Below are 19743 nucleotides of genomic sequence, written 5' to 3'. Positions count from 1 at the left end.
CCGCGCCGTTCCGGCGTGTGAACTGCGCGCCGGAACGGTCCCGTTGCGGCTATTTCACCGCGCCCGCCGTCAGCCCCGAGCGCCAGAACCGCTGGAGCAGCACGAAGGCGGCGATGAGCGGCAGCACCGCCAGCAGCGAGCCCATGATGACGACGGGGTAGTACTCCGGGGAGACGGACGCGGAGCTGTTCCAGGTGTACAGGCCGAGGCTGACCGGATAGAGGTCCTGGTCGGACAGCATGACCATCGGCAGGAAGAAGTTGTTCCATATCGCCGTGAGCTGGAAGAGGAAGACGGTGACCAGGCCGGGACCGAGCATCCGCAGCGAAACCCTCACGTACGCGGTGAGTTCGCCCGCGCCGTCCACGCGGGCCGCCTCCAGGACCTCGTCCGGGACGTAGCCCTGACTGAAGATCCGCCCCAGGTAGACACCGAAGGGGTTGAACAGCGACGGGACGAACACCGCCCAGAAGCTGTTGACCAGCCCGGCGCCGGACGCCATCAGGTACAGCGGCAGCGCGAGCACGGTCTGCGGCACCATCACGGCGGCGAGGACCAGCCCGAACATCTTCTCCTTGTGCCGGAAACGGTACTTGTCGAAGGCGTAGCCACACGCGACGCCGACCAGCGCGCTGACCGCGGCGCCGACCACGGCGTACAGCAGGCTGTTGGCGTACCAGCGGCCGTACAGACCGCCGTCCATGGCGAACAGGTCCCGCAGGTTCTGCGCGAAGGAGAAGCCGCCGGGCGACAGCACGTCGCTGCCGAACAGCGCGTCCCGGTTCTTCGAGGCGGCGAGCACCAGCCACAGCACCGGCAGCAGGGTGTACAGCACCCCCATGCCGACCACGGTGTTGACGGCGGTGCGGCCGAGCAGGCGGGGGCGTGAGGCGGTGGGGGAGTCGGCGCTCATCGGGCGGCCTCCTGTGCGCCGGCGCGGTTCGTCCAGCGGGTCACGCCGTACGAGAGGGCGATGGTGAAGACCAGCAGGATCACCGAAGCGGCCGCGGCCAGGCCGTAGTTGTTGCGCGTGAAGGCCGCGTCGTAGATGTACATGCTGGGCGAGAAACGGGAGTTGATCATCGGAGTGGACTGACTGAGCAGCATCGGCTCGGTGAACAGCTGGAGCGCCCAGATGAGGGTGAACATGGCGACCATGACGACGGAGGAGCGGACCAGCGGCGCCTTGACCCCGAGGGCGGTACGGACCGGCCCCGCCCCGTCGATCACCGCGGCCTCCAGGACCTCGCGGGGGACGGCCTGCAGCGCGGCATAGAAGATCACCATGTTGTAGCCGAGATTGCTCCACAGGGCGATGTTCACGATGGCCGGCAGGACGGTGTGCACCCCGAGGAGGTCGACGGTGATGTCGGCCCTGCCCAGCAGTTCCACGACCGGGCTGATGCCGGGCGTGTAGAGGTACAGCCAGATGAGGGCGGCGATGATGCCGGGCACCGCGTGCGGCAGGAACAGCGCGAGCTGCGCCCAGGACCGCAGACGTACGACTCCGGAGTCGAGCAGCAGGGCGAGGGCGAGGGCGCCGGTCACCATCAGAGGGATGTAGACGAGGCAGTACAGCACCACGACTCCGAGCCCGCCGAGGAACGTGGGGTCGGAGAGCACGGCCGCGTAGCTGCGCAGGCCGACGAAGATCCTGCGCTCGGGGCCGAAGCCGAGTCCCGGCTGGTCGTCGGCGAAGAAGCTGAGCCACACGGCGGTGGCCACCGGCACCAGGAAGACCGTGGTGAGGAGGAGGAAGAAGGGCGCCATCAGGACGCCGCACGCGAAGCGTTCACGGCGGCGCGCCAAGGCCCGGGGCGTGGCCCCGGCCGCGGAACCCGCCCGGCGGGCCGTTGCGCCGACGGGGGGTGCGGTGGTGGTCATGGGGGTCACCTGCCTTACTGGTGAGGTGCGGTCCGCGTCGGTCAGTCGCTGTGCTCGGTGGTGGCAAGACCCAGCGCCTTCAGGTCCGGCATCGTCCCCCGCTGGGCCGCCCGCACCGCGTCGGTGAGCGACATCCGGCCGGCACCGGCGCGGGCGAAGCCGTCCTGCATGACCCGGTTGGTCGCGGACATCCGCGGGCCCCAGGTCCAGCCGTCCCGGATGGTCGCCGCCTCCCGTGCGAAGAGGCGGTAGACGTCCTCGCCGCCGTAGTAGGAGCGGTCGAACGCCTCGCGTCCGACGGCCACGAGGTGGGGCGCCGCCGGGTACTGGCTGCTGGTGCCGCTGGAGAGCCGGGCGCGCAGCGCGTCGGGGTGGGAGACCTGCCATTCGATGAACTCCATGGCGGCCTCGGGGTGCGCGCAGTCCTTGGTGACCGCGAAGGTGGAGCCGCCGTGCGTGCCGACCGCCGGGCGGGCGGTGTCCCACTGGGGCATCGGCGCGATGGACCACAGGCCCTTCTGGCCCGGGCGGGCGTTCATCTGCGCCCCCGCGTCCCAGGCGCCACTGAGCCGCACCAGGACCAGCCCGTCGCTGATCTGGGCGTCGCTGCGCCGGCTCTCCACAGCGTTGACGTGCACCAGGTCGTCGTCGACGAGACGCTGCCAGTAGGCGGCGACCTCCCGGGTGCGGGCGTCCGTCAGCGAGACGTTCCACGCGCCGTCGCGGGTGTCGAACCACCGGGCGCCCGCCTGCCAGGCGTACGCGGCGAACTGGGTGGCCCCGTCGGTGGGGAACAGGGCCAGCCGTCTGGTGCGGGACGCGCGGCGCACGGTGCGCGCGAGGCTCTCGAACTCGTCCCAGGTGCGCGGGACGCGGAGTCCGTGGTGGTCGAACAGGTCGGTGCGGTAGTGCATGACCATCGGTTCCACGTCGAGGGGGACCGTGAAGACCCTGTTCTCGAAGGTGGTGAGGCCGAGGGCCTGGGGGAGCAGCTTGCGGCGCAGCCGGTCGCTCACCAGGGAGGTGATGTCGCGGGCGACGCCGTCGATGGCGAAGCCGGGCACCTGGGGGTACTCGATGGTGGCCACGTCCGGGGCGTTGCCGGCCCGGGCGGCGTTGCTGAGTTTGGCGTAACCGCCCTGCCCGCCCGAGGGGATCTGCTGGAAGTCGACCTGCACGCGGTCGTGCGTGCGGTTGAACGCGTCGACCACTTCCTGACTGCCCCGCAGCGCGGACCAGAAGGTGATGCGGGTGGCCCCGCCCCTGCTCCGCGCTCCCCGGTTCTCCCCCGGGGAGCAGCCGCTCGCCGCGCCCGTGAGGGGAGCGGCGGCGAGCGTGGTGAGCAGGGACCGGCGGCTCGGTCGGCCAGGCATGGACGCCTCCTGCGGCTCAGGTGCGAGACACGGGCATCCTGATCGACTGAGTGAGCGAGGGTCAAGAGACCGATCAGAAGAAACTAAAGCGGTCAAACGGTCGCCACGGCACGGGTGGATCCCCGCACCTTCAGCTCGGGGAGCAGCTCCACCCGGCGGGGCCGGCCGGCCCCCGGCCCTGCCGGCTGTGCGAGACGCTCCAGCAGAAGCGCGGCGGCGACCCGGCCGACCTCGGACTTGGGCGGCGAGACGGCGGTCAGCGGCGTGCTGCCCAGGGCCGCCACCACGTCGTCGTAGGCCACGACCGAGCAGTCCTCGGGAACGCGCACCCCGCTGTCGTTCAGCTGCTGCACCAGCATCAGCGCGTCCACGTCCCCGTGCAGCACGGCGCCGGTCGCGCCCCGCTCGCGCAGCAGGGCCGCCAGGGACCGCGGCACCGCCTCGGCGGAGTCCGCCCCGGCGTCCTTCGCGCTGAGGACCACCACCGAGTCCTCGATCCCGGGCCGCGCGGCGACGATGCCGGCGAAGGCGGCCCGCAGGGCGCGGGCCGTCGGGCTGTCGTCGCGCGCCGCGAGGACGATCCGCCGGTGGCCGAGGGCGGTCAGGTGCTCCACGGCGAGCCACATCCCGTACCAGTGGTCCGAGCAGACCGAGTCGACGGCGTGCAGCGGGCTGCCGGGGCGGGGCCGCCGTTCCATGACGACCGTGGGCACCTCCGTGCGCGACAGCCAGTCCGCGTCGGAGTCCTCCGCCGCGGCGGTGCGCCAGCGGGGCGCGATGAGCAGACCCCGGGCGCCGTCGGCCAGCGCCCGCTCGACGATGGGACGCTCAGTGCCGGGCGCCTGCGGGGTGATGTGCAGGGCGACGCGTGTCCCGGCCGCCTCCAGGACGGCCCGTGCGCCGTCCATCGCCTCGTACAGATAGGTGTGCCGCTCCGGCACCACCAGCGCCACCGGGCCGCCCTGCCGCTCCGGCCCGGCGGACGGGGCGACGGCGGGCTCCAGCGCGGCGGTGACCGGGCGGGCCACCCCGTGGCCGCGGCGCAGCCTGCCGGCCCGGGCCAGCTCCTCGACGTCCCGCCGCGCGGTGACGACCGAGACCTCCAGCTCGGCGGCCAGCTCGGTCACCTTGACGGCCCCGCGGGACTCCACGACCGCGAGGATCCGCTGCCGCCTGACATCGCCCGGTTCCCGCATGTCGTGATCCCCTCGCGGCACGATCGCCTCGTGTTCGTTTGACCGTTTCGAGGCGAGCATAGCGGCCGGGGGTCCGCCACGGGACCGGAGGGGATCACTCCTTCGGAGCACCGGTCCGGCGCGCGATCCGGACCGGGCCGCATCGCGCGCACCGGATCGACGGGGGCGTTCAGCTGAAGGGGTCCAGCGTGAGGTAGGCCTGCCGCGGGTTGCCGTCGTGCACCAGCGACTCGTGGTTGCCGACGTCGTCGAAGGCGAACGCGTAGGCCTTGCCGTCGGCCATCTGCGCGTGGATCTTCCGGGCGTAGTGGTTGGTCACCCCGTCCTGGTAGAAGGCCGCCGAGCCGGTGTCGGGCTGGTTGGGATTGACCAGGAGCGTGGAGCGGTTGAACCCCGCGCACAGGGTGCGGGAGATCGGGCCGCGCACCAGGTCGTTCGGGGCGTCCAAGCGCTTGTAGCAGCCGAAGATGCTGTCCGAGTCCGGCTTCTGGAAGCTGGTGACGACCGTGCCCGAGCTGTTGGTGAAGTTCATGACGTTCCCGGAGACCCGGCCGTAGTACCTGGTGTTCGGCTGGTCCGCGAACGGCGTCACCGTCAGCGTCGACGAACTGTACTTCTGCCACACGCGGTTGACGTAGTCGTCCATCACGGTGGCCGGCAGCGCGCCGCTCTCGATGCCGTGGCCGGGGGCGAGGGCTCGCAGGACGGTGCCGTCGGGGGCGGTCTGGATCAGGTTGGCCCACCCGCCCGGCTGTCCCCTGAGTGCGTTGAAGAACCCGTTGTATCCGCCGGCCTTGAGGTGTCCGGTGTTCTTCGTGGTGCCGTCGGCGAGCTGCACCCCGACGGCGTACGGTGCCGAGAACATGTCGACCTGGGTGCTGTTGATCCACAGGCCGCTGTCGTTGAGCGTGTACTCGGACCAGTTGAAGAGGATGTTGCGGTTGGGATCGCTCGGGTTCTGCACGGCCGGCTGCACCAGACCGCCGGTGGTCAGCCGGAAGTCGAGCTTCCTGCCGTAGGAGAAGTAGATCCGCCCGGAGAACTTAGGGATCCGGATCGTCTTCGACTGTCCGTTGGCCGGTCCCGTGATCGACGCGTCGGGCGCGGGAGTCGGCGGATTGCCGCCCGCGGGCCACGGGTGGAAGGTGCCGCTCTCGTCGGCCCAGCCCTGCCGGCCCGTCGACAGCTGGGTGCCTAGGTCGTAGATGTAGACCGGGTCGCCGCGCCCGGAGTTGTTCGTGAACTGGAGCGGAATGGTGGCCGGGACGGCCGCCTCGGCCGGGGACGGGGCCCCGAACGTCAGCAGGGCCGCGGCGATCGTCGCCGCGGCCGTCATCAGGGATCGCAGTCTGAGTTGTCTGGACACTCTCAGCCTCCTCACGAGGTGGATCTCCTACGGACGGAAGCCGTCCGGATGCTGTGAGAGCGCTCTCAATGTTGCGCCAGGTTGCGTACATGTCAACTACTTGCGCACGGGACGCTGCGCAACGAACCATGCTGCGAGGCCTGTTGGGCGCGCGGCGCGCCACTGCCTGTTCACACCCGAGCGGTGTGCCCACCCCAATGGCCCGGCGCGGCTCGCGGCGTCCGGAGTCCGCGACAAGCATGGGGCGTACGCGTGCGTACGACGGGCGCCGGACCGGCGGGAAGAGGACGAACGGCCATGAAGACACGAATCGCGGAAGACGGGGACCGACCGCGCCCAGCAGGTCGGAGCGACATCGCCGACCGCCACCGGCTCCGGCCCCGCGGGACCGGAGATCGCGCGGCCCGGACCGCGCGCGGTCGCCGGACCGTCGCTCTGGTGTCCGTGCTCCTCGGCAGTGCCGTGCTCGTCTCGTGTGCCACGGACAGCGGCGGCGACGAGGGCGGGGCCTCGGTCAGCTCACGGCCGAGTACACCCGACAAGTCCTCGTTCACCGGGACCCCGCCGTCCGCGCTGGCCTCGTCCGCGGCATCGGCCATCAACTCCGCCCGGGCGTCCGCGTCGGCCGCCGCCTCCTCGGCGTCCGCCGCCGCGTCCTCGTTCGGGGCGTCCGTCGACGCCGACACGGCCCGTGCCGCCGCCGCGGCGGCGGCGGAACTCAAGAAGGTGCGGGGCCGCGGCAACGCCCTGTCCGAGGTGGCGATGAGCGGGCTCCCGAAGTCGGAGACCGGCGGACTGCTCGCCGTACTCGTCGCCATCACCAACAAGAGCGGCGGGCAGGCCTCGTACGCGGTGCGGGTCGACTTCAGGAACGCCGACGGCGAGGTCGTGGAGACCAGGTACGCGGGAGCTCAGGACCTCGCCCCGGGGAAGAAGGCCCAGCCGGTCGTCATCAGCCGGGAGCCCGCCGAGCCGAGACTGACCCCGTACCTGGCGAAGGCCCAGCGCTACTGACCCGCGCCGCGGGGAGCGCTCACCGCCCGCGGCCCTCCTCCGGTTCCCGCACCAGGTGCACCGCCGTGCTGGACCAGTCGCCCGGCGGCAGTTCGAGGCTCAGGCCGTACTCGCTCAGCACGGTGGCGTGGTGGACGGTGCCGGTGCGGGTGTCGCGGTAACGGGCCGCCGGCGTGAGACCCCGCAGCCGGACCGGCAACTCCGGGCTGCCGTGGCGGGCGGTGCGCCGCCAGGCGAGCAGCAGGGCCTGTGCGCCGTCGACGGCCGTGTACTGCACCACCGAGGGAAGATCCTGCGACGGCGGTGACAGCCGGTCCAGCCTGCCGTGCTGCACGAGATGGCGCACCCGCTTGTACTCGGCCACCAGATCGGCCCCCTCCCGCAGTTCCTCCTCGGTCCACCGGGTGAGATCACCGCCGATTCCGAGCGCCCCGGCCATCGCCACGTGGAAGCGGAAGCGCAGGGGGACCGTGCGTCCGGTGAGCTGATTGGGCACGTCGGTCACCCAGGCGCCCATCGTGCGGGCGGGGTACACCTGGCCGTAGCCGTGCTGGATCCACATCCGGTCGGCGGCGTCGGTGTTGTCCGACGCCCACGCCTGGTCCGTACGCGACAGGATGCCGAGGTCGACGCGTCCGCCGCCGCCGCTGCACGACTCGACGCGCAGCCCCGGATGGTCGGCCCGCAGCCGGTCGAGGACGTCGTAGAGGTTGCGCACGTACTCGTGCCACAGACGGTCGGCGCCGTCCTCGCGCCCCGGCCAGCCGGCCTCGCTGAAGACCCGGTTCATGTCCCACTTGAGGAAGTCGACGCCGTGGTCGCCGACCAGGCGGGTCAGCCAGTCGTACGCCCAGTCCGCGACGTCGCGGCGCGCGAAGTTCAGCACGAGCTGGTTGCGCAGCTCGGAGCGGGGACGGCCCGGGAAGTGCAGGACCCAGTCGGGATGCCGGCGGTACAGGTCGCTGTCCGGGTTGACCATCTCGGGCTCCACCCACAGGCCGAACCGCATGCCGAGTCGGTGCACCGCGCGGACCAGCGGGGTGAGCCCGTCGGGGAACCGGTCCGGCGAGGGCGTCCAGTCGCCCAGCCCTGCCCGGTCGCTGCGGCGGGCCCCGAACCAGCCGTCGTCGACGACGTACAGCTCGACGCCGAGAGCCGCAGCCCGCTCCGCCAGGGCGAGTTGCCCCGACGCGGAGACGTCGAAGCCGGTCGCCTCCCACGAGTTGTAGAGGACCGGCGCGACCTCGTCGGGGTGCGGCACCACATGGGCGAGGGCGTACGCGTGCCAGGCCCGGCTGGCCGCGCCGAACCCGCCGTCGGTGCACACCCCCGCGAACACCGGGGCGGTGAACTCCTCGCCCGGGGCGAGCGGCACGCTCGTGCCGTCGTGGGCGACGCCTCCGGTGAAGGCGGCCCGGCCGTCCGGCGTGCGCTGGGCGGTGATCCGCCAGCTCCCGCTCCAGGCGAGGGCCGCGCTCCACACCCGGCCGTGTTCCTCCGTCGCGTCGCCCGCGTCGAGCATCACCCACGGGTTCGCGTGGTGGCTCGTGATGCCGCGGCGGCTGGTCAGCACCGTCTCGCCGTACGGCAGGTGGTCGCGGCGCAGTTGGCTCTCGGCGGACCACTGGCCGGTGACGTGACTGAGGCGGTAGTCCGCGAGGGCCGGCAGCGTCCACGCGGCGGAGTCGGCGCGCAGCAGGGAAACGGGCTCCTCACCGTCGTTGCGGACGACGGTCCGGCGTTCGATCACGTCCGTGTCGTCCCGCACGCGGTAGTGCAGGGCCACATGCAGGGGGTAGTGGCGGTCGCGGAACGACAGCACCAGCTCGCCCCCCTCGCTGCGCGCACCGGTCGGCACCCACTCGAAGGCGCGGGATCCGTCCGCGAACCTGACCTGGAGCGACGGCGGTCCGTAACGCGTCCCGCCGTCCACGGGAAGCTCCTCACCCACACCGGGAGTCCCCTCGAAGCTGTTCGCCGCCGGGACACGGGCCACCGCGAGTTCCCCTGCCTCCTCCAGGGTCAGCCGGGGGCCCCACGCGAGGTGGCAGGGGGTTCCGGCCTCGTCCACTTTCAGCGCGTACGAGGTCCGCGGGGTGGTCAGCAGCCAGACCCCGGTGTCCGGGGCGAAGGAGATCATCGACGGGGTTCCTCACGGTCCGGTGGCGCGACGGGACGTCCGAAAGCCAACCGCGACCTTCGATCATGTGTCAACACCCCGTCGCAATCTGAGATCCGCAGGCCGAAGGGGCTTCGGTAGAGCGGCTCACCATGATTCCGCTTCTTTCATTGACGACAGAAAATAAAGCACCTAGGTTCCGGCCATGCGCTCCACCGACCGGACCGAGGCGTTCCCGGCCCACACGCCGGCCGCCGCCCAGATCTTCACGACCGTGCTGTCCCACGGTCCACTCACCCGCGCGGAGATCGCCGGCCGGACCCGGCTGTCGGCCGCGGCGGTCACCAAGGCGGTGCGGCCCCTCATCAAGGCCGGTTACCTGCGGGAGGACGCCGCCGAGGACGCCCGGCAGGTGTCCCTCGGACGCCCGGCGAACCCGGTGCGGGTGGACGGGGGAAGGGCGCTGTTCATCGGCGTCAAGATGACGGGCGACGAACTCGTCGCCGTGCTCACGGACCTGTGCTGCCGTATCAGGGTCGCCCGGCACGTGCCGCTCACCTCGCACGACCCGCAGGCGGTGCTGTCCTCGACCGGGGCCCTCGTGCAGGAGCTGCTGACCGAGGCCGACGGCTTCGGGGTCCGGGTCCGGGGGCTCGGCATCTCGGTGTCCGGTGACGTGGACCGCGCGGACGGGGTGGTGCGTTACTCGCCGTTCCTGAAGTGGCGTGACGTCCCGCTCGCCGAACTGGCGGCCATGACCACCGGCCTGCCGGTCACCGTCGACAACGACGTCCGGGCGCTGACGGTCGCCGAGCAGTGGTTCGGCGCCGGGGTGGGCCTGGCCGGCTTCGCCCTGGTGACCGTCGGCGCGGGCATCGGCTGCGGTCTCGTGGTGCACGGGCAGGTCGTGTCGGGGGCGTACGGCGTCGCCGGTGAGATCGGGCACGTCGCCGTCGACCCGGCCGGGCCCGTCTGCCACTGCGGCAACCGCGGCTGCGTGGAGGCCGTCGCCTCCGACTCGGCGATCGTCGGCGGGGTCAGGGAGGTGACCGGCGTGCACGTCGCCGACGCCGCCGAGGCCCTGCGCCTGGCCCACGACGGTCACCCCGGCGCCCGTGCGGTGTACGCCCGGGCGGGGGAGGCGATCGGCCGGGGCATCGCCACGGTCGCCAACCTGCTGGGCCCCGAGCGTGTGATCATCTCCGGCGAGGGCCTGGCTGCCTACGACCTCTTCGCCGAGCAGATCCGCGACGCCTTCGCGGCGGCCGCCTTCGGCTCGGCCGCACGGTGCGACGTGCGGACGCGCCCCCTGCCCTTCGAGGAATGGGCACGCGGAGCCGCGGCCACCGCGATCCAGTCCTTCATCGCCTCGGACTCGGACTGAGCCTGTGTCCGGCTGCCCCGTGACCTTGCCCGGCGTTGACGTGGCGCGCCCGGGCCGGAGGCACTCGACCGGCCGGTCCGGCCGGTCCGCGGCGCGCCTGCCCGGCTCACCCGGCCGGGGGCCGCGGCGGGGCGCTGTCCGGGAGGGGCGCGGGGAGCGCGGGACGGGCGGCGGCCGCCTGCTCCTTCGTCAGCGCGTTGATCACCTTCCGGGCCAGGAGGGGATCGGCCGGAAGGGTGTGGGAGGCGAACCAGCGGGCGGCCGAAGGGTCGGGTGACGGTTCGGCGAACTCCGCGCCCGCGTAGTCGTCGAGCGGGGGATCGTAGACGTATCCGCAGACCAGCCCGTGTCCGACCAGGCGGTGCAGCAGGGCGTCCCGGTCCTCGACCAGGAGCGGGACCCGGAAGAGGGGGAGAGGGACACCGTCCGCGGGCCGGGCGCGGAGCGGCGGTGCCGCCCAGCTGGTCCCGGACAGCAGCGAGACACCGATCCGGCGCCGGTCCAGGTCGGCGTCCAGCCGGGCCATCCGCAACGCCAACTGCCCCCGCACCAAGGCCCCGTGACGGGACCTGAAGCCGTGCAGATCCACGCGGACCCAGGGTTCGTAGGCCTCCAGACTCGGTGCCCGGCGGGCACAGTCGGCAAGGCGCGGTGCCTCCAACGCCATGCGGTAGGCGTCGCGTTCGAGCATCCCGAGGCGTTCCATCGTGCGCCACACGGGACGCACCAGGTTGAGGCCGCGCACGGACGAACGCGCCAGCGGCCGCAGGGTCGTGGCCAGGTCCCCGCCGAGGCGGCGCGGCACCAGGAGTTCGTCGCGCAGCCGTTCCACCTCCCTGCGCGTGCGCGCGTCGTCGACGGCGAGGAAGCCGCCGGCCATGCCCGCCACGTGCTTGGACAGGCTGAAGGCCGCCGCCGTCCCGAACGTGCCGACCGGTCGTCCGTCCACGTGCGAGCCGATCGCGTGCGCCGCGTCCTCGAACAGCGGGATGCCCAACTCCGCGCAGCGGCGCCGCAGCTCCACCACGCGGTCCGGCACGCCGTACAGATTCGAGGTAAGGACGGCGTCCACGTTCCGCCAGGCCGACTCCGGGACGGCGGCCGGATCGATGTTGCCGTCCCACACGGACACCGGTGCCTGCACCGGACGCAGTCCGGCCGCGAGGACCACGAAGAGGATCACGTCGTCGGTCACCGGTGACATCAGGACGCGGGCGCCCGGCCGGCACCAGTGCCGCAGTGCGAGGTAGAGGGCCAGCCGCGCCGACGGCGTGTAGACGCATTCGCGCCCGAGCCGCCGTGCCATCACCGCGGCGAGCCGCGATCCGTACGGCATCGTCACCTCTTTCGTCGAAGGACTCGGAGCGCCCTCCCGGACGTCACCGGACGGGAGTTGAGCGTCCTCGCAAACGTCGCCGGTCGGAGCCGCGCGGGCCCTCGGCCTGCGGCGGCCCCCGTCGTCGTCACCGCACGTCCGGCGGGGCAGGTGGACGGCGACACTCGCCGTCCCCGGAACGGGAGCGGGGGAGCGCGTCAGCGGGCGCGGTTGCCCGACCTGGCGAGGTCCGGCCGGCCGGACGACGCCCGCAGGGTGCCGACCGTCTTCAGCAGCCGGTCGGCGGGGTCCCGCAGCGTGGGATGGGCCAGGACCGTGTTCCGCAGGCCGCGCACCGGACGGCGCCACAGCCGGTGGGCGGCCGCCACCGGATGCGGGCGGGTCGCGAACCCCTCGCCCACCCGCAGCTCGCGGGTCTTCAGCCAGTCCTTGTACTCCTTGTCGCCGCGCCCCATGTCCATGAGGCGCACACCGTCACGCCCCGCGGCCTCGGCCATCCTGAGGTGCATGATCAGCCCGGGCGAGTAGTAGCGCAGTTCCGGGTCGTACGCGGTGAACCAGGCCGCGAACACGGAGCGCGACGTCGGCCCGAAGTGCGCGGCCACCGGCCGGTCCCCGGCGTAGACCACGGACAGCACGCCGGTGAAGTGCTCCTCGCGGACCCGGAAGAGATGGTTCACCAGAGCGACGATCCACGGCCGCGCGAAGCGGTCCATCCGTCCCGTCCTGCGGTACTGGGCGGACTTCCATTCCATGAGCGTGCGCAGCGCCCCCGGGTCGCGCTCGTCGTAGACGAACCTCAGCTCGCCCAGGTCGCGCCCCAGCCGGCGTTCCTTCTTCAGCGTCGTCTTGGCCAGCCCGGGGTAGGCACCGCGCAGCCACTGCGCGTAGCTGTCACCGCCGTGGTCCAGGTCGATCACCGGGGAGGCGAACCTTCCCGTCACGTGCCTGGCGAACGGCTTCTGCTCCTCGACGAGATGGTCGAACTCGAAGACGCAGAGGCCGCACGCCCGCAGCAGTTGCCGGGTGTCCCAGGTGACCCCGGGGCGGTGCACCAGCGCCTGGCAGTCGGAGAGACCCAGACCGATGGCCCGGCCGACGCCGAAGGAGTTGCGTTCGTACGGGAGGAAGCCGACCGGTTCCCCGTCCTCGTGCAGGACCGCCACCAGGGCCCCGCCCCGGTACTGGGCGACGCCCGTCGCGAACTCCGGTGACAGGAAGGGGTTGGCGTACTCGGGCGACTCGTCCATCGCCTGATGCCAGGCCCGGCCGAGCGAGGCGCTCAGCCCGTCGAGCCTGTGGACCGTGATGCCCACCTCAGATCAACCGCCCTTCCACGGGCTCCGCGACGGATGCCCCGCCCACCGCACGGGCCGGCAAGGCAGGTGGGTCACTGCTCATGCACCGCCTGGACGGCTGCTCCCCCCACCACGCACCGGCCGCGTCGTGCCACCTTCTCCGGTCGGTCATGTCCTCGGTGTTCCCCGATCCACGCCGGTGCGCCCTCGTCCCGCGGTCGACGACCGAGCTCCGAACCGTTCGGCGGGGCTCAAACGTCGCGAAACAGTACGCATGTGTCAAGGGTGCCTGCCGGACCGGTGGGCGTGGCCGCAGGCGGCACGGCCCTTGCGTAGCCGTGTTCCCGCCCTGCCGGCGCCGTCGGCGGTGCCCGGCGGCGTTCAAGATCTGAAACCACGAGGACCGCGGGACCCCGTGCGGGGTGAGTCCGGCGTGAACTCTTGACGGCGCCATGACACTGCGGTTGACTCGCGGCCCAGCGCCGGAACCGGTACCGGTACCGGTTCCGAGCGGTGAAGTCGCCCTGCCGGAGCGTCAGGAGGCAGCCATGCGCGTCACGATCGCCGATGTGGCTCAGGCGGCCGGGGTGAGCAAGACGACCGTCTCGCGGGTGCTCAACACCCGCGGGGAGGTCGACGCGTCGACGGCGGCGAAGGTCCGCGGAGTCATCGACCGCATGGGTTACGTGCCCAGTTCGGGCGCCGTCGGTCTGGCACGCGGCAGCAGCAGGACCGTCGGCATGCTGGTTCCCTCGCTGACGTGGCCCTGGATGGGCGAAGTCCTGCAGGGCGTGGTCGACACGGTGGAGGCGGCCGGCTTCGGCCTGCTGCTGTTCACGTGCAACCGGGGTGCCGAGTCCGTCGCCCGGTTCACCCACCAGGTGTCCGCCCGCGCCTTCGACGGACTGCTCGTCGTGGAGCCGGAGAACACCCTCGACATGCTGACGGCCCTGCACCGGGACGGGCTGCCCGTCGTGCTCGTCGACGACCGCGGCCGCCACCCCGAGTTCCCGTCCGTGACGGCCGCCAACACCGAGGGCGGAGCGGCGGCCGCACGGCACCTGCTCGCCGGCGGCCGGCGCCGCCCGCTCGTGCTCACCGGCCCGCTGCGGTTCGGCTGCGTACGCGATCGGCTCGACGGCTTCCGTGCCGCTCACGCCGACCACGGCATCGACGTCGGCCTGGTGGTCGAGGGCGACTTCACCGAGGCCGACGCCCGGGCCCGGGTACGGGGACTGCTCGCCGAGGGACGACGGTTCGACGCGGTCTTCGCGCACAACGACCTCGCGGCGATCGGCGTGCTGGGTGCCCTGCGGGACGCGGGGCTGCGGGTACCGGACGACGTCGAGGTGATCGGCTTCGACGACATCCCGGTGGCCCGGCACACGGAACCCTCCCTGACCACCGTCCGCCAGCCGATGCGCGAGATGGGGGAGACGGCGGCGCGGCTCCTCCTCGCCCGGCTGGCAGGAGCGGGCTCGCCGGCCTCGCCGGTCGTCCTGCCCACGGAAGTGATCGTCCGCGCCTCGGCCCCGGCCCGATAGCCCGCGTACCCACCGCACTCCGCGAGTCGCCCCGCAGGGGCTCGTGAAGGCTCGACCCCGCGCACCCAAGTCCGGCTCGACCCCGTACGCCAGGTACAACTCCGGCCCCGCACAAGCAGGTCCGGCTCCGGTGCCCGCGAGTCGAGCCCTCGCTCCGCCCCGCAAGTCCAGTCCCGCCCCGCAGTCCGGAGCCTCTCGCACCACGGCACAGCAGCCCGCTCCCGCCCCGCAGTCCGGCACCGCCGCCCCCCCCGGCACATCGGCGCCCCCGCAAGGAACGGCACTCCCCGCAAGGAACGGCCCCCCGCAAGAAATGGCACCCCCCGCAAGGAACGGCACCCCCTCGCAAGGAACGGCACCCCGACTCCCCAAGGAGAGCCGCATGTCAGCCCGTACTCCCCGCACGCTGATGACCGCCCTCGCCACCCTGTCCGCCCTGTCCCTGCTGTCGGCGGGAACGGCCGTCGCGGCCCAGGACCCGCAGTCCGGCGCGGTCGCCGCGGCGGCCTGGGACACCGACCGGGCCGCCGCGGCGTATGCCGCCAGTCCGGCCGCCGTCACCGCCTCCGGCAGCGAGAACGCCGGCACCGCGCCGGGGCTCGCCTTCGACGGCAACTCCGCGACGCGCTGGTCCAGCCAGTTCGCGGACGACGCGTGGATCCGCGTCGACCTCGGCGCCACTCTCCGGATCGACCGCGTCGCCCTGGACTGGGAGGCCGCCTACGGCAAGCGCTACGTCCTGGAGGTGTCCAGGAACGGCACCGACTGGACCCCCTTCTACACGGAGACCGCCGGCACCGGAGGATCCGTCACCGCGCACACCTACCCGCAGGAGGTGACGGGCCGGTACGTGCGCCTGCGCGGCCTCGAACGCGCCACGCCCTACGGCTATTCGCTGTACTCCTTCAAGGTCTACGGCGGCGAACCGGCCCCCGCCTCGACCACCCGGGCCAACCTCGCGCTGAACCACCCCGCCTACTCGAACCGCTACCAGCACGCGGGCAACTCACCCGCCTTCGTCACCGACGGCGGGTGGCCCGCGGACCTCAAGAGCGACGCCACCCGCTGGTCCAGCGACTGGAACGCCGACCGCTGGATCTCCGTCGACCTCGGAGCCACGTCCACCATCGACACCGTCGACCTCTACTGGGAGGCGGCCTACGCGGTCGACTACGAGATCCAGGTCTCCGACGACAACAGAACCTGGCGCACCGTCCACCGGCCGTCCGCCGCCGAGGTCGCCGCTCGCCGCGCCGACGTGAAGTCCCCGGGCGAGGCGGTGGGCCGCCACGACACCGTCCGGCTGTCCCAGCCGGCGACCGGGCGCTACGTGCGGATGCTCGGCAAGGAGCGGCGCTCCTTCTACAACCCGGCGCCCGCCACGGCCCAGTTCGGCTACTCCCTCTACGAGTTCCAGGTCTGGGGCACGGGAGGCAGTGCCTCGGCCGCCTACCCCGCGCTGCCCGGCGAGCAGTCCGGTACCTACCAGACGACGTTCTTCGACGACTTCACGGCGGCGAGCCTCGACCGCTCCAAGTGGCGCGTGGTCAGGACGGGTCAGGAGATGGGCCCGGTCAACGGGGAGTCCCAGGCCTATGTCGACTCCGCCGACACCATCAGCACGCAGAACGGGAGCCTGCTGCTGAAGGCCAAGCACTGCAAGGGCTGCACACAGGCCGGCGGCGGCACCTACGACTTCACCTCCGGGCGCGTCGACACCAACACCAAGTTCGACTTCACGTACGGACGGGTCAGCGCGCGCATGAAGCTGCCGGTCGGCGACGGGTTCTGGCCCGCCTTCTGGATGCTGGGCAGCGACGTCGACGACCCCTCGGTGTCCTGGCCGGGGTCCGGCGAGACCGACATCATGGAGAACATCGGCTACGCCGACTGGACCAGCACGGCACTGCACGGCCCGGGCTACTCGGCCGACGGCAACATCGGTGCCCGCCAGACCTACCCCGACGGCGGGCGGGCCGACCAGTGGCACACGTACGCGGTCGAATGGACGCCCACGGGCATGCGTTTCTACGTCGACGACCGGCTGGTCCAGGAGACGACGCGCAACAAGCTGGAGTCGACGCGAGGCCAGTGGGTCTTCGGCCACAACCAGTACGTCATCCTCAACCTCGCTCTCGGCGGCGCCTATCCGGCGGGCTGGAACAAGGTCACGACGCCCTACTGGGGCCTGCCCCAGTCGAGCGTCGACCGGGTCGCCGCCGGGGGAGTGCGGGCTGAGGTCGACTGGGTGCGCGTGGAACAGAAGCGATGACCGCAGCCGTACCCTCACCTACGGTCCGGCGACCGGCCTCGTCCACCTGACCGCGTGCGGCAGCCCTCCCGGAGGAGTCCGGACGGGCTGCCGGAACCCGGCCCCACAGCACGTCAGCTCTGCTCGCCCGCCCGCGACATCCGCAGCGCCAGTTCCTGAAGAAGATCGGCCGACGTGACGTCGGTCCGCCCGGAGTCGTGCACGTCGGCGAGCTCGGAGAAGAGGAAGGCGAAGGCGCCCACGAGCGAGATGGTGGCGGGCAGATAGGCGTCCGCGACGGCCTGTCCGGCTTCGGCGGGACCGGCGTCCGCGGGCACCTCGACACTCGGGAACACCTCCGTCACGAGCGCGCCGAGCTGGCTCTCGGTCGAGTCGACCTCGGCGTCCTCGTCCTGAGCGATCCTGCGGACCATCGCGTTGGTCTCGGTGAGGACGCCGATGGCTCGCAGGATGATCTCCGTCTGTTCCATGCGGTGAGCCTAGACGTGCGATCGGCTCCCCGGTCATGACCTCCGGTTTCCGTCCTCGGTCACGGCCTTGCGAATCCGTCCCCGGTCACGCCTCCCGGTCCGTCGTCCGACAGCGGGCCGGGGGGTGGGTCAAGCGGACATGACCATGTCCGCCCTCTCCGCCCGCCCCGGCGGCAGTCGTCACGCACCGTGTTCACCACCTGTCCCTGGAGTGCCGGAACGTGTGGTCTGGCGCAGCCTGGATACGCGGGCTGCAAGACAACACTTCCGTCCGTCCGGAGGACACAGACACCATGAGCAGTCAGGACAACGAAGAAGTCATGGGCGACGAGGTCTACCAGCCCGACGGCGCCGAGGGCCGCGAGGACGACGGCATCCTCGATCCGGAGGACACCCTGAACGACCGCGAGTCCGACCCCTACGAGGGGGGCTGGTCGCCGCCCGAGCGCCCGCTGGCCGTGGAGCACGAGGGGACGACCGCGCGGGAGCAGCGGGAGGGCGAGAGCCTGGACCAGCGGCTGTCCGAGGAGCGTCCGGACCCCGCCCTCGCGGAGCCCGATGCCGGTGACGGACTGGGCGACCTCCCCGGCGGCGAGGGGGAACCGGTGGGCGACGAGGTCGGGCAGGACCGCGCCGGGCGCCTGGTCGCTCCCGACGAGGGCGCCCACGAGGCGGCCGAGAAGGACATGCTCGCCGAGGACATGGGCATCGACGGGGGCGCCGCCTCCGCCGAGGAGGCGGCCGTCCACCTGATCCCGGACGACGAGACCGACTCCCTCTGAGTGACCTGTCCGGCACTTCCCGCCCGCCTGGCGACGCCACGCGCCGACATGGGCGAGGCCGTCTTCCCGGTGACGACGGGAAGTGCCGGACAGGCCCCGGCGGCCCGCAGCCACCGACCCCGCGCCGGCAACCCCCACCTGGAGGTCATCCGTGGATCCCGACTCCCCGCACGGCACCGCCCCACCCGACCGCCACCACTCCGAGGTGACCCTCCGGGTGAACGGCAAGCCGCACACCCTGACCGTCGACCACCGCTCCGTCCTGCTGGACGTGCTGCGCGAGGACCTCGGCCTCACGGGCGCCAAGAAGGGCTGTGACCACGGCCAGTGCGGTGCCTGCACCGTCCTGGTGGGCGGCCGGCGCGTCAACAGCTGTCTCCTGCCGGCGGTCGCCCTCGACGGCAGCGACGTCACGACCGTCGAGGGCCTCGCCGGCGGCGACGGCGAGGCCCTCCATCCGATGCAGCAGGCGTTCGTGGACCGCGACGCGTTCCAGTGCGGCTACTGCACGCCGGGACAGATCTGCAGCGCCGTCGGCGCGGTGGCCGAGGCGGAGGCGGGCCACCCCTCGCACGTGACCGACCCGGCCACCCCCGCCGGCAGGCCCGTGCCGCTGGACGCGGACGAGATCCGTGAGCGGCTCAGCGGCAACCTCTGCCGCTGCGGCGCCTATCCGCACATCGTCGAGGCCGTCGAGGACGTGGTCCGGTGAAGCCCTTCGCGTACGTCCGGGCCGCCAGCGTCGAGGAGGCGACCGCCGCACACGCGGCGCAACCCGGCGCCCGCTACCTCGGCGGCGGCACCAACCTCATGGACCTGATGAAGCTCGGCGTGGAACGGCCCGCCGCCCTCGTCGACGTCAGCCGGCTGCCCCTGGACACCGTGGAGGAACTGCCCGACGGTTCCGTACGGGTCGGAGCGACCGTCCGCAACAGCGACCTCGCCGCCCACCCGACGGTCCGGGACCGCTACCCCGTGCTCTCCCAGGCGATCCTCGCGGGCGCCTCGGGGCAGCTGCGCAACGTCGCCACCACCGGCGGCAACCTCCTCCAGCGCACCCGCTGCTCCTACTTCCAGGACGTCACCAAGCCCTGCAACAAGCGCGAACCCGGCTCGGGCTGCGGCGCCCGCGACGGCGTCCACCGCGACCACGCGGTGCTCGGCCACTCCGAGCAGTGCATCGCCACGCACCCCTCCGACATGGCCGTCGCGCTCGCCGCGCTCGACGCACACGTCGAGTTGTACGGCCCCGACGGCGACCGCACCGTGCCGGTGGCCGAGTTCCACCGGCTGCCGGGGGACCGCCCCGACCTGGACACCGAGATCGCACCCGGGGAACTCATCACCGGGGTGGTGCTCCCCGCCGCCACGTCCGGCTTGCCCTGCGCCTACCGCAAGGCCCGCGACCGCGCGTCGTACGCCTTCGCCCTCGCCTCCGTGGCAGCCGTGCTCCAGGTGGGCGACGGCGTCGTCCGGCACGCCGGGATCGCCTTCGGCGGGCTGGCCCACCGCCCCTGGCGGGCCCGCCGCGCCGAAGCGGCACTGCTGGGGGCGGCCCCCACCACCGCCGCCTTCGAGCACGCCGTCGGCCTCGAACTCGAGGACGCCCGGCCGCTGCGCGACAACGCCTACAAGGTGGGCCTGGCCCGCGATCTCGCCGTCGACGTCCTGAGCCGGCTCGCGCCGCCCGCCGTCACCTGAACCC

Annotated in this window: 16 protein-coding genes; 7 read left to right on the top strand and 9 right to left on the bottom strand. The window is 72.5% G+C overall.

All coding sequences use genetic code 11. The annotated features are described in order from the left end of the window. Nucleotides 1-49 precede the first annotated feature (49 nt). The 5 genes from ACFYP4_RS10090 to ACFYP4_RS10070 form a co-directional block, all read right to left on the bottom strand. Nucleotides 50-913 carry a carbohydrate ABC transporter permease gene (locus ACFYP4_RS10090; RefSeq protein WP_388784482.1) on the bottom strand — a complete coding sequence of 288 codons (864 nt, stop codon included), beginning with the start codon at nt 911-913 and terminating at the stop codon, nt 50-52. Continuing rightward, nucleotides 910-1884: a sugar ABC transporter permease gene (locus ACFYP4_RS10085; protein ID WP_358853371.1), complete on the bottom strand. Its 975-nt coding sequence runs from the start codon at nt 1882-1884 to the stop codon at nt 910-912. The genes ACFYP4_RS10090 and ACFYP4_RS10085 overlap by 4 nt, the downstream gene beginning before the upstream one ends. 41 nt (nt 1885-1925) lie before the next feature. After that, nucleotides 1926-3257, bottom strand: a complete 1332-nt coding sequence (locus tag ACFYP4_RS10080) for an extracellular solute-binding protein (protein ID WP_358853372.1) — start codon at nt 3255-3257, stop codon at nt 1926-1928. 92 nt (nt 3258-3349) lie between these two features. Continuing rightward, nucleotides 3350-4453, bottom strand: a complete 1104-nt coding sequence (locus ACFYP4_RS10075; protein ID WP_358853373.1) for a substrate-binding domain-containing protein — start codon at nt 4451-4453, stop codon at nt 3350-3352. A gap of 169 nt (nt 4454-4622) precedes the next feature. Next, nucleotides 4623-5789: a glycoside hydrolase family 64 protein gene (locus ACFYP4_RS10070; protein WP_358853398.1), complete on the bottom strand. Its 1167-nt coding sequence runs from the start codon at nt 5787-5789 to the stop codon at nt 4623-4625. 468 nt (nt 5790-6257) lie between these two features. On the opposite strand from ACFYP4_RS10070, the gene ACFYP4_RS10065 reads away from it, so the two are divergent. After that, nucleotides 6258-6833 carry a hypothetical protein gene (locus ACFYP4_RS10065; protein WP_388784477.1) on the top strand — a complete coding sequence of 192 codons (576 nt, stop codon included), beginning with the start codon at nt 6258-6260 and terminating at the stop codon, nt 6831-6833. Nucleotides 6834-6852: 19 nt separating this feature from the next. Here ACFYP4_RS10065 and ACFYP4_RS10060 read toward each other — a convergent pair whose 3' ends face one another. After that, complete coding sequence (locus ACFYP4_RS10060; protein ID WP_388784474.1) at nt 6853-8973, bottom strand: alpha-galactosidase; 2121 nt, start codon at nt 8971-8973, stop codon at nt 6853-6855. A gap of 184 nt (nt 8974-9157) precedes the next feature. On the opposite strand from ACFYP4_RS10060, the gene ACFYP4_RS10055 reads away from it, so the two are divergent. After that, nucleotides 9158-10336: an ROK family protein gene (locus ACFYP4_RS10055; protein ID WP_388784471.1), complete on the top strand. Its 1179-nt coding sequence runs from the start codon at nt 9158-9160 to the stop codon at nt 10334-10336. A 106-nt stretch (nt 10337-10442) separates the two neighbouring features. On the opposite strand, the gene ACFYP4_RS10050 is transcribed toward ACFYP4_RS10055, so the two are convergent. Together ACFYP4_RS10050 and ACFYP4_RS10045 are read right to left on the bottom strand one after the other, a co-directional pair. Beyond that, nucleotides 10443-11672 (bottom strand): DegT/DnrJ/EryC1/StrS family aminotransferase, encoded by a 1230-nt coding sequence (locus ACFYP4_RS10050; RefSeq protein WP_388784468.1) that lies wholly within the window; start codon nt 11670-11672, stop codon nt 10443-10445. A gap of 197 nt (nt 11673-11869) precedes the next feature. Beyond that, a complete protein-coding gene (locus ACFYP4_RS10045; RefSeq protein WP_388784465.1) occupies nt 11870-12988 on the bottom strand; it encodes a GNAT family N-acetyltransferase in 1119 nt (372 codons plus the stop codon). Nucleotides 12989-13518: 530 nt separating this feature from the next. Between ACFYP4_RS10045 and ACFYP4_RS10040 the strand changes: the two genes are divergently transcribed. After that, on the top strand, nt 13519-14514 hold the full coding sequence (locus ACFYP4_RS10040; RefSeq protein ID WP_358853379.1) for a LacI family DNA-binding transcriptional regulator: 996 nt from the start codon (nt 13519-13521) through the stop codon (nt 14512-14514). 382 nt (nt 14515-14896) lie between these two features. Beyond that, entirely contained in the window at nt 14897-16786 is a 1890-nt protein-coding gene (locus ACFYP4_RS10035) for a discoidin domain-containing protein (RefSeq protein WP_358853380.1), read from the top strand. A gap of 113 nt (nt 16787-16899) precedes the next feature. Here ACFYP4_RS10035 and ACFYP4_RS10030 read toward each other — a convergent pair whose 3' ends face one another. Further along, the gene (locus ACFYP4_RS10030; protein ID WP_358853381.1) at nt 16900-17256 is read right to left on the bottom strand and encodes a hypothetical protein; all 357 of its coding nucleotides are present in this window, start codon (nt 17254-17256) and stop codon (nt 16900-16902) included. Between the two features lie 293 nt (nt 17257-17549). On the opposite strand from ACFYP4_RS10030, the gene ACFYP4_RS10025 reads away from it, so the two are divergent. The 3 genes from ACFYP4_RS10025 (at nt 17550) to ACFYP4_RS10015 (ending at nt 19739) form a co-directional block, all read left to right on the top strand. Next, nucleotides 17550-18038 carry a DUF5709 domain-containing protein gene (locus ACFYP4_RS10025; RefSeq protein ID WP_388784461.1) on the top strand — a complete coding sequence of 163 codons (489 nt, stop codon included), beginning with the start codon at nt 17550-17552 and terminating at the stop codon, nt 18036-18038. Between the two features lie 151 nt (nt 18039-18189). Continuing rightward, the gene (locus tag ACFYP4_RS10020; protein WP_388784458.1) at nt 18190-18750 is read left to right on the top strand and encodes a (2Fe-2S)-binding protein; all 561 of its coding nucleotides are present in this window, start codon (nt 18190-18192) and stop codon (nt 18748-18750) included. Then, complete coding sequence (locus ACFYP4_RS10015) at nt 18747-19739, top strand: FAD binding domain-containing protein (RefSeq protein ID WP_388784455.1); 993 nt, start codon at nt 18747-18749, stop codon at nt 19737-19739. Before ACFYP4_RS10020 ends, ACFYP4_RS10015 begins: the two co-directional genes overlap by 4 nt. The last annotated feature ends 4 nt before the right edge of the window (nt 19740-19743 follow it).

Source organism: Streptomyces sp. NPDC005551 (genome assembly GCF_042871785.1).
GTDB lineage: Bacteria > Actinomycetota > Actinomycetes > Streptomycetales > Streptomycetaceae > Streptomyces.
The sequence above is the reverse complement of the archived record's forward strand: the minus strand, read 5'-3'. Positions and strand labels throughout refer to the sequence as shown.